This window comes from Bacillus sp. m3-13 (assembly GCF_000175075.1).
Taxonomy (GTDB): Bacteria; Bacillota; Bacilli; order Bacillales; family Bacillaceae_I; genus Sutcliffiella_A; species Sutcliffiella_A horikoshii_C.
Map to the genome: position 1 here is coordinate 402,426 of NZ_ACPC01000009.1, position 14,465 is coordinate 416,890.

The window sequence follows — 14,465 nt, forward strand, 5'->3', positions numbered from 1 at the left end:
ACATAAGTCTCTTTCTCTTTTCTACCATGTTTGTGGTATAATACTAAAGTTATTAAGTTGTAAAATTAGGGAGATGAAATAGTGAACATCCGCAATGATATTAGAAACATCGCAATTATCGCTCACGTAGACCATGGTAAAACAACGTTAGTGGACAAATTGCTACATCAAGCTGGGACGTTTAGAACGAACGAGCAGGTAGCAGAACGTGCCATGGACTCCAATGATTTAGAAAGAGAACGTGGGATTACTATATTAGCTAAAAATACGGCAATTAACTATAAAGATACGCGCATTAACATCATGGACACACCTGGACATGCCGACTTTGGTGGAGAAGTGGAACGTATTATGAAAATGGTTGATGGTGTACTTTTAGTAGTAGATGCTTATGAAGGCTGTATGCCTCAGACGCGCTTTGTATTGAAAAAAGCGTTAGAGCAAAACCTGACACCAATCGTAGTTGTTAACAAAATTGACCGTGACTTTGCTCGTCCAACTGAAGTTGTTGACGAAGTAATTGACTTGTTTATCGAGTTAGGTGCAAACGAAGAACAACTTGAATTCCCAGTTGTATATGCATCTGCGATCAACGGTACAGCTAGTACAAATCCTGAAAAACAAGATGAAAACATGGAAGCGATCTATGAGTCCATTGTTGAACATATCCCAGCTCCAGTTGATAACAGTGACGAGCCGCTTCAATTCCAAGTAGCGCTTCTTGATTACAATGACTATGTGGGACGTATTGGGGTTGGACGAATCTTCCGTGGTACGATGAAAGTTGGCCAACAAGTTGCTCTAATGAAGCTTGACGGTTCTGTAAAACAATTCCGTGTAACTAAGCTATTTGGTTTCATCGGCCTTAAACGTGTAGAAATTGAAGAAGCAAAAGCTGGGGACCTTGTAGCTGTTTCCGGAATGGAAGACATCAACGTAGGGGAAACAGTTTGTCCGGTTGATCAGCAGGATGCACTTCCTGTTCTACGTATCGATGAGCCGACACTTCAAATGACTTTCTTAGTAAATAACAGTCCGTTTGCAGGTAAAGAAGGTAAATTTGTTACTTCTCGTAAAATTGAAGAGCGTTTGAATGCACAGTTGGAGACTGATGTAAGCTTACGTGTAGACCCAACCGATTCTCCGGATGCGTGGGTTGTTTCAGGGCGTGGAGAGCTTCATTTATCCATTCTTATTGAGAATATGCGCCGTGAAGGTTTCGAGCTTCAAGTGTCTAAACCTGAAGTAATCATCAGAAATATCGATGGTAAGAAATCCGAGCCGGTTGAGCGTGTGCAAATTGACGTACCTGAAGATTACACTGGTGCAATCATGGAATCCATTGGAGCTCGTAAAGGTGAAATGGTTGACATGATCAATAATGGTAATGGTCAAGTTCGTTTGATTTTCATGGTACCTTCTCGTGGATTGATCGGTTATACAACTGAATTCCTTTCCCTTACTCGCGGATACGGAATCATCAACCACACATTTGACAGCTACCAGCCAATGGCAGCAGGTCAAGTAGGTGGACGTCGCCAAGGTGTTCTTGTTTCTATGGAATCAGGAAAAGCATCTACTTATGGTATCATGGGTATTGAAGACCGCGGCGTTATCTTCGTTGAGCCTGGAACAGAGGTTTACGAAGGAATGATCGTTGGAGAGCATAACCGTGAGAACGACCTTGTTGTTAACGTTTGTAAGATGAAGCAGGCTACTAACGTGCGTTCTGCGACTAAAGATCAAACGGTTAGCATGAAAAAACCTCGTCTTATGACATTAGAGGAGTCTTTAGAATACTTGAACGACGATGAGTACTGTGAAATTACTCCACAATCCATCCGTTTACGTAAAAAGCTTCTTGATAAAAACGAACGTGAAAGAGCAGCGAAAAAGAAAAAGTTCGCTGAAGCATAAAAAATTAGAAGTGGGGATGCAGGGGTGCTTGAAAGAGGACCTTTGTCATCCCTTTTTCTAAATAACTATATAAAAAAGTTAGAAATGGGGAAAAGGCAATGGATGTAACCCAGAGATTATCCTTTTTTGCTAGTCTATTCCGTGTGGATGAAAGTCCTGATCTAGGCATGTGGCTGTTGTATTTTACCATTCTAGGATTGTCCATTTTAGTTTATAAGCTTGGATTCGCCTTGAAGCTTCCTGTATTAAAGTCAGTGGTTATTTATACCTTCCTTGCTTTAGGAAGCACAGTGCTTACATTTCTTGGAATCTTTCTTCCTGTTGGAGAAGGTTTGGTAGTGGCAGCTTTAATATTGATTATCTATAAGATTCGACTTCACCGTTCAAAGCAAGCGGAAAGCACAGAATCATAGGAGGTCAGTAGATGAGGTCTTTACAAGACACGCTTTATAATTGGCTGACCATTAAAGTGGTAGCAGAAGCAAGACCGGAAGATAAATCTGCGCACGATACAATGAAGTTGTTTGAAGGGATTCTCTTAGAAGATCATAAGCTCTCAAACATTGTAGTCTCTAAAGAGGAACCAATGTATTACGTGGAATATGAAAAGGACGAAGAACGGCACAAAGCAAGATTTCCAATTGAATTAATCGACGTAATGCTCGAACAAATTCAAAACGAGCCTGATAAGTACCATAATTATGAATAAAGTAGAAAAAGGATAGCTCCTTCTTGAGTGATTATGATTGTCACTTCCGAGGGATCTATCCTTTTTGCTTATAAAATATAGGAAGAAATACTGCAAAGGCCAAGTGCCCGATCGACCATAATAGGATCGCAATGACATCTGTTGGTGCTGGTGTCTCTTTTATAGCCAGTATCGTTAATGGAAAATACAGTAGAATCGTTGGGGAAGTGATCCCTATGGCGACCAGGTATTGCCTTCTTTTATCAAACAACTGGAAGCGTTCCACAATAAAAGCAAACATAATCCCGATCATCACAGCCACAATAAGGTGAAGGAAGAATTCGGCCAGTTCGGATAGGTTTGCATTTTTAAAACCCGGGATAAAATCGACATTCAATAAAAAGCACATATATCTTTTTTCCCGAAAGGATTTCAAGGGCTTTAATAAACACACCCATCAAGATCCCGCTTATCAAACCTGTAAAAGCGCCTCTTCGTATCAAGTTCTACCACTCATCCTGATTTTGTTTTTGTTCATACAGCTTAAAATTACCGGTAGCTTTTCTCTCGTTGGTTCTTTTTTCAATACGTTCACTGCATTCGTCGCACATATATGTATGAATTGGTCGATTACGAAGCCTTTTCGCAACTAACGTTTCGTCATCGATGCTTTCAATTTTATCACAAATTACACACTTGACTCTCATGGCACACCTCTTTATTCAATCTTACTCATTAGTATAGCATAAAGGGTGAAAATTAAGAATTAATTGCTAACAGGGATGTTGAATGTATAACATAACGGTGCTGTTTCTTTCTATGGAAATGGTGATATGGTAAGATTAATAAAAATATTGTGGGGGGATGGACCATGCCTAACCTTGTAGAAAATATTCTTGTAGAACCACTTATAGAAGCATTGCAAAAAGAAACTCTGGTGACAATCAGTACTGTGGATTATGAAACAGGTGGTCCGAATGTGAGTGCAATCTCTTGGCTATTTGCTCCTGATGAGAAGACTATTTTACTTGCTGTTAATGCGGAGTCTCGAATTGTGAAGAATGTGTCCCATAATAGCGAGCTGGTGGTAAATCTGATGGCCAATGATTCCGTTTACTCCATACACACTAAAGCAACCGTAAAAGTGGAGAGAATGGAGGATGTCCCATTGAAATTGGCGTTGTTGAACCTTGATGTAAAAGTAGTAAGGGACGTCATGTTTTATGGAGCTAAAATAAGTGTAGAGCCGAAATTCGAGAAGACCTATGATGTAGAAGCTGCTAAGAAATTAGATCAACAGGTGATGACGGCGATTCATCGGTATAGTTAAAAACGGGTGAATGGGGAACCAGGTGTATGCCTGGTTTTTTTGTTGGAAGGTGGTAAGTAAATATGATATCCGGTTGATTTCCGTTCCAGGCGCTTCGCTTGCCTGCGGGCGGTCCGTGAGCCTCCTCAGGCTTCGCCTTCCGGGGTCTCACCTGTCCCTTCCTCCCGCGGGCGTCTGCGCGCCTTCCACTCCAATCAACAAGGTGGCTTCATTAATCAAAGGGTTTATGAAATGGTATCTAACCGAGAGAACTGAATAAGCACCTATGTATCTTTTACGGAAATTCAAGCTGTGGATTGGAGCAAATGGCGTAGACTCCTGCGGGGGAGTAACGGTAGGTTGAGACCCCTGAAGCGTTGTGAGGAGGCTCAAGTACCGTCCCGCGGAAAGCGAAGCCATTTGGGAAAGGAACAGCTGCGATAAACCAGTACCCTTGTGGTTTATGATAAGGATTTCTTGATATAATCTGTTTTTTCTTGATATATCACAAAATTCCTTGATATATCTTCAGAATTATTGATATATCCAAAAATTTATTGATATATTGATTATTTTCTTGATATCCCATCCTATCCAGTACCTGCACCGCATAAAAAACTGCCCCGAATTGGAGTTTAATCTACTTCGGGGCAGCAATCATCGTAATTAATCGAAAATCCTTAGTCCTGCTTAACTTCCTTATATCGCTCTTCGTCCTTTAGGTTATTGGACTGATTCTGTTGTTTCTGTTCCAGTTGTTTTTCTTGGTCCTTTGGAAGTTTGGAGTTATTTTGCTCCGTCGGATTTGGTGCTACCGGTTCTTTCAAATCGATCGGGATCTCCGGCATTACCCTTCCCACAATCTCTGCCAACTCTTCCATCACACCTGTTACAGGTCGTCCGTTTTGAATGTCTCGTCCCATTTCCTGCAAGCGAACAAAGGAATCTGCATCTGCAAGGATGATAGCCGTAGCTCCATATGGGTCGTTCTTCAGACTCTCTGCCACAGAATATTTAATGGTGCTTACTCTTTCACGGTCTAGGTCAGAGTTTACATCAATCCCTACCACCGCGTATGGACCAAGCACTACAGCAGTTGCATCATTTACATTTGGAACTCTTGTAGCAAGTTCCACCAGATGAGCGGACACTTCCTGGCCTGTTTTTCTATCCACCTGCACATCTGCAGAATCTTTTACATGAATAATACGAGAGTTTTCATTCTCGCTTGAGATATTTCTTGGTTGATTGTTCATACAACCAGTAAGAGACAATGTTACGATAGCGGTCACTAATAAATATCTTTTCACCTATTTCACTCCTTCTTTCGGATGATTCCATTTTCATCTGTCTTGATTTTATTGTTTATTTGTTCTTCTATCTTTATTCATTCCGACATATATTTTAACAACGGTCCGTCCCTCTTTTATGGTCAAGTAGTAACACACTAATTGTATTGGGGCCATATAATGTATGGGAGGATGCCTTGATTCACTCCAGAAAGACAATAGAAGGGCTGAGAGTAGGAGGCGGCAGGTTGGGTAAAATTTATGTATTAGATACGAACGTACTGTTACAGGATCCATATGCAATCTATTCATTTGCAGATAATGAGGTGGTTATTCCTGCGGTGGTATTGGAAGAAGTGGATTCGAAAAAAAGATATATGGATGAAATAGGAAGAAATGCCAGGCAGGTTTCAAAGTTAATCGATTCCTTAAGAGCTACAGGAAAGCTTCATGAAAAAATACCTCTGCATAATGGTGGAGCGCTTCGGATTGAACTGAACCATAGAAGTTTCCATCAGCTGCAGGAAATTTTCGTGGAGAAGACAAATGATAATAGGATTCTTGCAGTCGCGAAAAATCTTTCTTTGGAAGAGCAGACAAAAGAGGCTGGGCGGACCGTCATATTAGTGAGTAAGGATGCATTAGTACGCGTGAAGGCCGATGCAATAGGGTTGATTTCTGAGGACTTTTTAAATGACCGTGTTGTGGAAGTGGATCATATTTACAAAGGATTCCTCGAGATTTATGTTCCGACAGATACTCTTAACGCTTTTTATGTAAAAGGGGAAATCAGTGCCGCAGAATTAGCGAATCACCCGTTTTATGCCAATCAGTTTGTCATCATGAAAGATGCATTGGGCGGTTCGGCTTCAGCCGTTGGTATTATTGACTCGACTGGGAAGAAAGTGAAAAAACTCGTTTTTTGATCAAGATCATATATGGGGAAATTAGGCCGCGTAATGTACAACAAACGATGGCGTTTGAAATGCTTTTACGGTCAGATATTCCACTTGTTACGCTGACGGGTAAGGCAGGAACGGGGAAAACTCTCCTCGCGTTAGCTGCAGGACTTATGCAGACAGAGGACTTGAACCGTTATAAAAAAACTGCTAGTGGCACGTCCAATTGTACCTGTTGGTAAAGATATCGGCTTCCTTCCAGGTGAAAAAGAGGAGAAGCTAAGGCCGTGGATGCAACCGATCTATGACAATCTGGAATATTTATTCAATAACAAAAAAACCCGGAGAACTTGACGCTATTCTTGCTGGGATGGGATCCATTGAAGTGGAAGCTTTGACCTATATAAGGGGTAGAAGTATTCCGGAGCAGTTCATTATTATTGATGAAGCGCAGAACCTTACAAAGCATGAGGTGAAAACCATTTTAACGAGGGTAGGGGAGCGGAGTAAAATTGTTCTGATGGGTGATCCGGAACAAATTGATCATCCTTACCTGGATGAGTACAATAATGGTTTGACTTATGTGGTGGAGCGGTTTAAGGATCAGAAGTTAGCTGGGCATGTGAAGCTTGTCAAAGGGGAACGTTCCATGCTTGCAAAGCTTGCTGCAGATCTGTTATAAAGCATAGACCCGCTGTTGATTTCCGCAAAAAAAGTACCGCCGTAACTTTTGTCACGGCGGTACTTTTGGGGAGTCCCATTTATTTTACGATGATTTTATGTACACCTGTAAGAGGTTCTGAATGATTGGAGCCGTCCTCAAAATAAATGTGGACAGGTCCGTTTTCTTTTAGTGGTTTGCCGTTTTTAGAAAAAGCAAGAATGATTTCCTGTGCAGTAGGGATGTCAACCTCAAGCTCAGCATCCGCTCCTACAAATACCACTTTAGTGGAATCGGGTTGTGGTTCTGCATTGTGCAAGAATGGACCGAATTTAATGCCAAATGTACCATTCAACAGTTTTTCTTTTTCGAATTTACGTTCTGATTTCAAAGTTGGTGGGGAAATGGCACCTTCCCTGATCTCACGCTCCCAATGTTTCGAAACTGCTTTTGTATATTCCTCAAGTTCATCTGTTTTCTCGCGTTTTTGTTCTGTGAAATATGTATCCAAATCAATTCTGCGATCGTCGAAAATCCAGACCCCTGGGTCGAGTGTAATCGAGAAATTAACTTTTCCTTCTATTCTGATGATATTTTCCATGTTGTCCCCCTAAATTGTAATCCTTTTCATTATTATATAACTTGTATGTTTTTTTGTCATGTAATCGGGGAATCTATTGGTAGATTCACGTCGGATATTAAGGGGTGTCGCAATTGGCATGTAAAAGGGAGGATGTTTTACAGTCATTAGTGGAAGAGGCAAGGAAGGTAGCAAATGAAGGAAAAGTGGCAAACTACATACCTGCATTACAAAAGGAAAACCCTGAGCATTTGTCATGTTCCATTGTTTACCCTGATGGTGATTGTGTATCAGCTGGGGATATAAAGAGGCAATTTACGCTGCAAAGCATTTCAAAAATTATTACACTTGCACTTGTTCTCATGGATTATGGACCTGATCATGTTTTTCATAGAGTAGGGATGGAGCCAACAGGTGACCCATTCAACTCGATCATTAAATTAGAGACATCCTCAAAAGCCAAGCCACTCAACCCAATGATAAATGCTGGCGCACTTGCCGTCACTTCTATGATGAAGGGCAGTAATGCCGAAGACAAAGTAGAATATATTTTGGAATTTGTCAGGAAGCTTACAAATGAACCTAACATCGATTATTGTGAGGAAGTCGCCATCTCGGAATTTACTACATCTTTTCTAAACAGGTCTCTCTGTTTTTATATGAAGGGTGACGGAGTAATACATGGGAATGTAGAAGAGATTATGGAAGTATATACGAAACATTGCGCTATAAGACTGAACTGTCTTCAATTGGCACGGATGGGTGCTGTTTTTGCAATGGATGGTATTAATCCATTGACGAACGAACGGGTGATGCCAAAGGAAGTTGCTCGGATTTGTAAAACATTCATGGTTACCTGTGGAATGTACAATGCATCAGGCGAATTTGCCATAAAAATTGGTATACCGGCAAAAAGCGGTGTATCAGGGGGGATTATGGGTTCTGTGCCAGGACGGATGGGGATAGGAATATTCGGCCCTCCATTAAATGAAGTGGGGAACAGCCATACTGGCCTAAAATTACTAGAATTACTACAGGATAAATATGATTTAAGCATGTTTTAATATTGAGTTATAGTAAATGCGCGGATCCTCCTTGCAATTTTTTAAAAATAACGATAAAATTTATAGATAAGATAGGCAATTGTACGTAAACGGAGGGATCGATATTGGCATCAGATATCGTGGTCGATCATCGTGATAAAGCTATTACGCTTTTAAAAGCTGATTCAGATAAAATTTTGAAGCTGATTCAAGTCCAAATGGACAACTTGACCATGCCTCAATGTCCATTATATGAAGAAGTGTTGGACACGCAGATGTTCGGGCTTTCTCGAGAAATGGATTTTGCGGTTCGCCTTGGCTTAATTTCCGAAAAAGAAGGGAAAGACATCCTTTCTAAATTGGAAAAAGAACTTTCCGCACTATACGAAGCATGGGAAAGAAATTAATACTAATAACGCTCAATCATGCGATAGTTGCTGATTGAGCGTTTTTATTACATTTCACTTAGAACAAAGGAAAAATCAGCATTAATCTCATTTTTTCTACATAATTAGTAAGGATTGCATCGAAAAAGAGGAAAGTTATCGAAAAATAATGTATAATGGCTTTTATAATTGATAAAATATTCTAAAACTTTTCCGCGCGAGAAGTAGCTACTAGGGGGAGACAATATGACGAGAAAAATAAACAAGGTTCTTGTTGCGAACCGCGGCGAGATTGCAATTCGTGTTTTTCGAGCTTGTACAGAACTGAACATTCGCACAGTTGCTATTTACTCAAATGAGGATATCGGCTCATTCCATCGCTATAAAGCAGATGAAGCATATCTTGTAGGGGAAGGTAAAAAACCAATTGATGCATACCTTGATATTGATGGCATCATTGAAATTGCAAAAGCAAATGATGTAGATGCGATTCATCCTGGTTATGGTTTTCTATCGGAGAACATTCATTTTGCTAGAAAATGTGAAGAAGAAGGCATTATATTTATTGGACCAACATCTAAACATTTGGATATGTTCGGGGATAAGGTGAAGGCGAGAACACAAGCTCAGCTTGCCAATATTCCTGTTATTCCGGGTACAGATGGTCCGGTACACTCTCTAGATGAAGTGATGGACTTTGCTGCAACTTACGGCTACCCATTGATGATCAAGGCGGCACTTGGCGGCGGCGGTCGCGGAATGCGTATCGTTCGAAGCAAATCCGAATTGCGTGAGTCGTTTGATCGTGCAAAATCAGAGGCAAAAGCAGCTTTTGGAAACGATGATGTGTATGTTGAAAAACTAATTGAAAATCCAAAACATATTGAAGTACAGATCCTTGGTGATCAACATGGAGAAATTATTCACCTGTTTGAACGTGATTGTTCCATTCAAAGACGTCATCAGAAAGTGGTGGAAATTGCCCCGAGTGTTTCTCTTACTGATGATCTGCGTGACCGAATTTGCAACGCAGCAGTAGAGTTAATGGAAAATGTGGATTATATTAATGCTGGTACAGTGGAGTTTCTAGTTGCTGGAGATGAATTCTACTTTATTGAGGTAAATCCGCGTGTTCAGGTAGAGCATACCATTACTGAAATGGTGACTGGTGTGGACATCGTTCAATCCCAAATCATGATTGCAGAAGGACATGCCTTACATAGCAGCAAACTTGGTATTCCGAAGCAAGAAGACATTAGGGTTCACGGGTTTGCGATCCAATCCCGTGTAACAACGGAAGATCCTTTAAATGGATTCATGCCGGATACTGGAAAGATCATGGCATACCGTTCTGGTGGAGGATTCGGTGTCCGCCTGGATGCAGGAAACGGTTATCAGGGAGCAGTCATTACACCTTATTATGATTCATTACTTGTTAAACTCTCTACATGGGCATTAACATTCGAACAGGCAGCATCCAAAATGGAACGAAATCTTAAGGAATTTCGTATTCGTGGTATCAAAACAAATATCCCGTTCCTAGAAAACGTAGTAAAGCACCCGAATTTCATGAATGGGGAATATGATACTTCCTTTATTGATACAACGCCTGAGCTTTTTGTATTCCCGAAACGTAAAGACCGTGGAACAAAAATGCTTACCTATATTGGGAATGTAACAGTAAACGGATTCCCAGGTGTGGAAAAAAGAAAAAAACCTATCTTCACGAATCCTAGAATGCCGGAAGTCAGCCACATCGAGGAAGTTCCAAGCGGTACCAAGCAAATATTGGACGAGCGAGGAGCAGATGGGTTAGTCAATTGGGTGACAGATCAGAAGGAAGTGTTATTAACAGACACGACCTTTAGAGATGCCCATCAGTCCTTATTGGCCACACGACTCCGTACGAATGACTTAAAACAGATTGCAGAACCAACAGCCAAGTTGCTGCCAAATCTTTTCTCCATGGAGATGTGGGGGGGAGCAACATTTGATGTTGCATATAGATTCTTAAGTGAGAATCCTTGGGATCGTCTATTGACATTGCGCGAACAGGCACCGAATGTTCTTTTCCAAATGTTACTCAGAGCTTCCAACGCGGTAGGATACAAAAACTATCCAGACAACCTCATAAAAGAATTCGTAGAGAAATCTGCTTATGCTGGAATTGATGTCTTCCGTATTTTTGATAGCTTGAACTGGGTCAAGGGGATGACCCTGGCAATTGATGCAGTGCGTGACTCTGGAAAATTAGCTGAGGCGGCAATCTGTTATACAGGGGATATTAATGACCCGAGCAGAACGAAATATGATTTGCAATATTATTGTGATATGGCAAAAGAACTGGAAAGAAGCGGTGCTCACATTCTTGCCATCAAGGATATGGCGGGCCTATTAAAGCCACAATCAGCTTATCGTTTAATTTCAACGTTGAAAGAAACTGTCGACATTCCAATTCATCTTCATACACATGATACTAGTGGGAATGGAATCTACATGTATGCAAAAGCAATTGAAGCAGGCGTTGATATTGTAGACGTGGCCATCAGTTCTATGGCAGGGCTGACTTCTCAGCCAAGTGCCAATTCCCTGTATTATGCACTTGAAGAAACGGATCGCAAACCGGATGTATCAGTAAAAGCTCTAGAACAGCTTTCACATTACTGGGAAGATGTACGTAAATACTACAGTGATTTTGAAAGCGGCATGAACAGCCCTCACTCCGAGGTATATATGCATGAAATGCCTGGTGGGCAATATAGTAATCTTCAACAACAAGCAAAAGCAGTAGGACTTGGGGCTCGTTGGGAAGAAGTAAAACAAATGTACCGTCGCGTAAACGATATGTTTGGTGATATTGTCAAAGTAACACCTTCCTCTAAGGTTGTCGGAGATATGGCGTTATTCATGGTTCAAAACAACTTATCTGAACAAGATGTGTTGGAAAAAGGAGAAACGATCGATTTCCCTGATTCTGTTATTGAATTGTTCGAAGGGTATTTAGGTCAGCCTCATGGAGGATTCCCTGAAGAATTACAAAGAGTCATTCTAAAAGGAAAATCACCAATTACAGTTCGTCCAGGCGAGCTATTAGATGATGTCGACTTTGAAGAGATTCGCAAGAAATTGTTTGAAACATTGAATCGTCAAGTAACAAGCCATGAGATGATTGCGTATGCTCTTTATCCAAAAGTGTTCTTGGATTACCAAAAGAAATATGAACAATATGGAAATGTATCTGTATTGGATACACCGACCTTCTTCTTTGGTATGAGGCTTGGAGAAGAAATTCAAGTGGAAATTGAGCAAGGAAAGACATTAATGGTCAAACTTGTTTCCATCGGGGAACCACAGAAGGATGGTACAAGGGTTGTGTATTTTGAATTAAACGGACAACCTCGTGAAGTGAACATTAAAGATGAAAGTGTTAAGTCAGATGTAGTGACAAAGCCTAAAATGGATGCTACAAACCCTACACATATCGGTGCAACCATGCCAGGAACAGTTATCAAGGTATTGGTGGAAAAAGGGGAGAAAGTATCCAAAGGAGATCACTTGATGATCACAGAAGCAATGAAAATGGAAACAACCGTTCAAGCTCCATTTAGCGGTACAGTGAAACAGATTCATGTGGCAGCTGGAGAGGGCATTGCAACTGGAGACTTATTGATTGAAGTAGATAAAGTTTAAATAACATTTATTATTAAAAGAACCTGAGAGTGATAGACATCATTCTTGGGTTCTTTTTTTAAAGGATTAGAGAGTTTAAAGTACTGTTGATTTCCGTTCCAGGCGCTTCGCTTGCCTGCGGGCGGTCCGTGAGCCTCCTCACAACGCTTCAGGGGTCTCACCTGTCCCTTCCTCCCGCGGGCGTCTTCGCGCCTTCCACTCCAATCAACAAGATGACTTCACTCGACTTAAGAGTTACTAGCGAGGTATGGTTTTTACCTGAGTTAACTGTAAAAGCAATAGCGTTTTGTTCTAATATTCTAGAGCTGGTGATTGGAGCAAAAGGCGAAGACTCCTGAGGGAGATAGCGCTAGGTGGAGACCCCGCAGGCAAAGCCGAAGGAGGCTCTCGTCAGCCCCTAGGAAAGCGAAGCCATTTGCGGAAATCAACAGCGGAGCATAACCAAATAACTAAAAAGGTCGGTCTTTGCCCGTTTTTTCTAATGGTATATGAATTTTAACCCATCAAAACTTTCTTTCATTTAACTATGTACCTATAATGGTGTCTGAGGTGACTAACTTATGACTTTATCAATTATGTGGTTCCGCAGAGATTTTCGTTTGCAGGACAATGCTGCCTTATACCACGCGGTAAAGGAAACACAACATAGAAATGAGCCTTTACTGCTTGTATACCATTTAGATCCGGGTTTCACCACAAATGATACACCAAATCACCGCTTTTTCTTTGCTGCGTTGGATCGATTTATTAAACGGTGTGAAAAGCAAGGTATATATATTCATTTAGTGGAGGGAACTTGGCAAGAAGCGTTCAATCAAATTTTGGAACATTTCCCTGAAGTGACATCATTATACTATAACCAAGATGAAGTGGGAGCTGGTCAAAAGCGAGATAAAGAGGTAGATAAGTTCTTTATTAAAAGAGGAATTCGGGTTTCTTCCTATATCGACTACACTATCCACGGTGCTAATGAAGTGAAAAAGCCAGACAATTCCATCTACAAAGTTTTTACTCCATATTTTAAGAAGTGGATGGCTCAGCCTAAAAGGGATCCTTATATCTTAACAAAAGAAGACCTGACTATAGAAAATATCAAAAATGATGCATTGTATTCTAAGGGGCAAAAAGTTTTATCAAATCTTATTAAGGTATCAGATCAAGATATAATTCCGCATGAGGAAGCTGCATTGGAAGTATTAAACTTATTCTTGAAAAAGAAAAATTGATGAATATGATCGGTTTAGGGACATCCCCTCAGCTGAAGCGACTTCAAGGTTATCTGTCCATTTAAGGACAGGAACTATTTCAGCCAGGACAGTCTTGTACCATATTCAAGAAAAGCAACAAACATCTTATAGTACAGGAATGGATACATTTATAAAAGAACTGGCATGGCGAGACTTTTACAATATGATTTTTCATTACTACCCTGAGAGTAAAACAAAAGAAATCGATGATAAGTATCAGAAGCTCAAATGGAATGATAATCAAGATCTATTAGATCTATGGAAAAAAGGAAAAACCGGATTTCCCATTGTAGATGCTGGAATGAGGCAATTGGCCGAAGAAGGGTGGATGCATAACCGAATTAGAATGATTAACGCTTCCTTCCTCACTAAAGATTTTTTGATGGATTGGAGATTGGGGGAGAGGTATTTTGAACAGATGTTACATGATTATGATGAAGCATCCAATATTGGAGGCTGGCAATGGGCAGCATCTGTAGGGACGGATGCAGTGCCGTATTTCCGTGTTTTCAATCCTATTACACAATCAATCAGATTCGATACTAAAGGGGAGTATATAAAAAAATACCTTCCAGAGCTAGTGGGAGTTTCCGAAAAAAAAATTCATGAGCCTTGGAAAATGGATGACCATGAACAAGAGAAAGCAGGATGTGTGATTGGCAAAGATTATCCGCGACCAGTGGTAGATCATGCTCTACAAAGAAAAAAGGCAATTCAGATGTTTAAGGAATTATAGGGACTATAAAAAACGGAGAG

At 40.6% G+C, this 14,465-nt stretch carries 13 protein-coding genes and 1 pseudogene; 10 read left to right on the plus strand and 4 right to left on the minus strand.

What is annotated here, in order from left to right; genetic code table 11:
* Positions 1-81: 81 nt before the first annotated feature.
* From typA to M313_RS0104275, 3 genes are all read left to right on the plus strand, one after another.
* Positions 82-1,917 carry a translational GTPase TypA gene (gene typA / locus M313_RS0104265; protein WP_010192792.1) on the plus strand — a complete coding sequence of 612 codons (1,836 nt, stop codon included), beginning with the start codon at positions 82-84 and terminating at the stop codon, positions 1,915-1,917.
* A 98-nt stretch (positions 1,918-2,015) separates the two neighbouring features.
* On the plus strand, positions 2,016-2,330 hold the full coding sequence (locus M313_RS0104270) for a YlaH-like family protein (protein WP_010192794.1): 315 nt from the start codon (positions 2,016-2,018) through the stop codon (positions 2,328-2,330).
* Positions 2,331-2,341: 11 nt separating this feature from the next.
* Complete coding sequence (locus tag M313_RS0104275; protein ID WP_010192797.1) at positions 2,342-2,626, plus strand: hypothetical protein; 285 nt, start codon at positions 2,342-2,344, stop codon at positions 2,624-2,626.
* 55 nt (positions 2,627-2,681) lie between these two features.
* Here the strand turns inward: M313_RS0104275 and M313_RS22660 are convergent, their stop codons facing one another.
* Positions 2,682-3,014 carry a hypothetical protein gene (locus M313_RS22660; protein WP_010192798.1) on the minus strand — a complete coding sequence of 111 codons (333 nt, stop codon included), beginning with the start codon at positions 3,012-3,014 and terminating at the stop codon, positions 2,682-2,684.
* Positions 3,015-3,111: 97 nt separating this feature from the next.
* On the minus strand, positions 3,112-3,312 hold the full coding sequence (locus tag M313_RS0104285) for a YlaI family protein (protein WP_010192800.1): 201 nt from the start codon (positions 3,310-3,312) through the stop codon (positions 3,112-3,114).
* Positions 3,313-3,476: 164 nt separating this feature from the next.
* On the opposite strand from M313_RS0104285, the gene M313_RS0104290 reads away from it, so the two are divergent.
* Entirely contained in the window at positions 3,477-3,935 is a 459-nt protein-coding gene (locus tag M313_RS0104290; protein WP_010192802.1) for a pyridoxamine 5'-phosphate oxidase family protein, read from the plus strand.
* A gap of 659 nt (positions 3,936-4,594) precedes the next feature.
* Here the strand turns inward: M313_RS0104290 and M313_RS0104295 are convergent.
* Positions 4,595-5,224, minus strand: a complete 630-nt coding sequence (locus tag M313_RS0104295) for a YhcN/YlaJ family sporulation lipoprotein (protein ID WP_010192804.1) — start codon at positions 5,222-5,224, stop codon at positions 4,595-4,597.
* A 227-nt stretch (positions 5,225-5,451) separates the two neighbouring features.
* Between M313_RS0104295 and M313_RS22665 the strand changes: the two are divergent.
* Positions 5,452-6,784 (plus strand): annotated as a pseudogene (locus M313_RS22665) (PhoH family protein).
* Between the two features lie 79 nt (positions 6,785-6,863).
* Here M313_RS22665 and M313_RS0104305 read toward each other — a convergent pair.
* On the minus strand, positions 6,864-7,364 hold the full coding sequence (locus tag M313_RS0104305) for a hypothetical protein (protein WP_010192809.1): 501 nt from the start codon (positions 7,362-7,364) through the stop codon (positions 6,864-6,866).
* A gap of 113 nt (positions 7,365-7,477) precedes the next feature.
* On the opposite strand from M313_RS0104305, the gene glsA reads away from it, so the two are divergent.
* The 5 genes from glsA to M313_RS26090 all read left to right on the plus strand — a co-directional run bounded on the left by glsA (position 7,478) and on the right by M313_RS26090 (position 14,445).
* Positions 7,478-8,407, plus strand: coding sequence for a glutaminase A (gene glsA / locus M313_RS0104310; protein WP_010192811.1), 930 nt, complete (start codon positions 7,478-7,480; stop codon positions 8,405-8,407).
* A 104-nt stretch (positions 8,408-8,511) separates the two neighbouring features.
* Entirely contained in the window at positions 8,512-8,793 is a 282-nt protein-coding gene (locus tag M313_RS0104315; RefSeq protein WP_010192813.1) for an Fpa/YlaN family protein, read from the plus strand.
* 225 nt (positions 8,794-9,018) lie between these two features.
* Positions 9,019-12,462 (plus strand): pyruvate carboxylase, encoded by a 3,444-nt coding sequence (gene pyc, locus M313_RS0104320; protein ID WP_010192815.1) that lies wholly within the window; start codon positions 9,019-9,021, stop codon positions 12,460-12,462.
* Between the two features lie 560 nt (positions 12,463-13,022).
* Positions 13,023-13,688 carry a deoxyribodipyrimidine photo-lyase gene (locus M313_RS26085; protein WP_010192819.1) on the plus strand — a complete coding sequence of 222 codons (666 nt, stop codon included), beginning with the start codon at positions 13,023-13,025 and terminating at the stop codon, positions 13,686-13,688.
* Positions 13,689-13,782: 94 nt separating this feature from the next.
* Positions 13,783-14,445 (plus strand): cryptochrome/photolyase family protein, encoded by a 663-nt coding sequence (locus tag M313_RS26090; RefSeq protein ID WP_010192822.1) that lies wholly within the window; start codon positions 13,783-13,785, stop codon positions 14,443-14,445.
* The last annotated feature ends 20 nt before the right edge of the window (positions 14,446-14,465 follow it).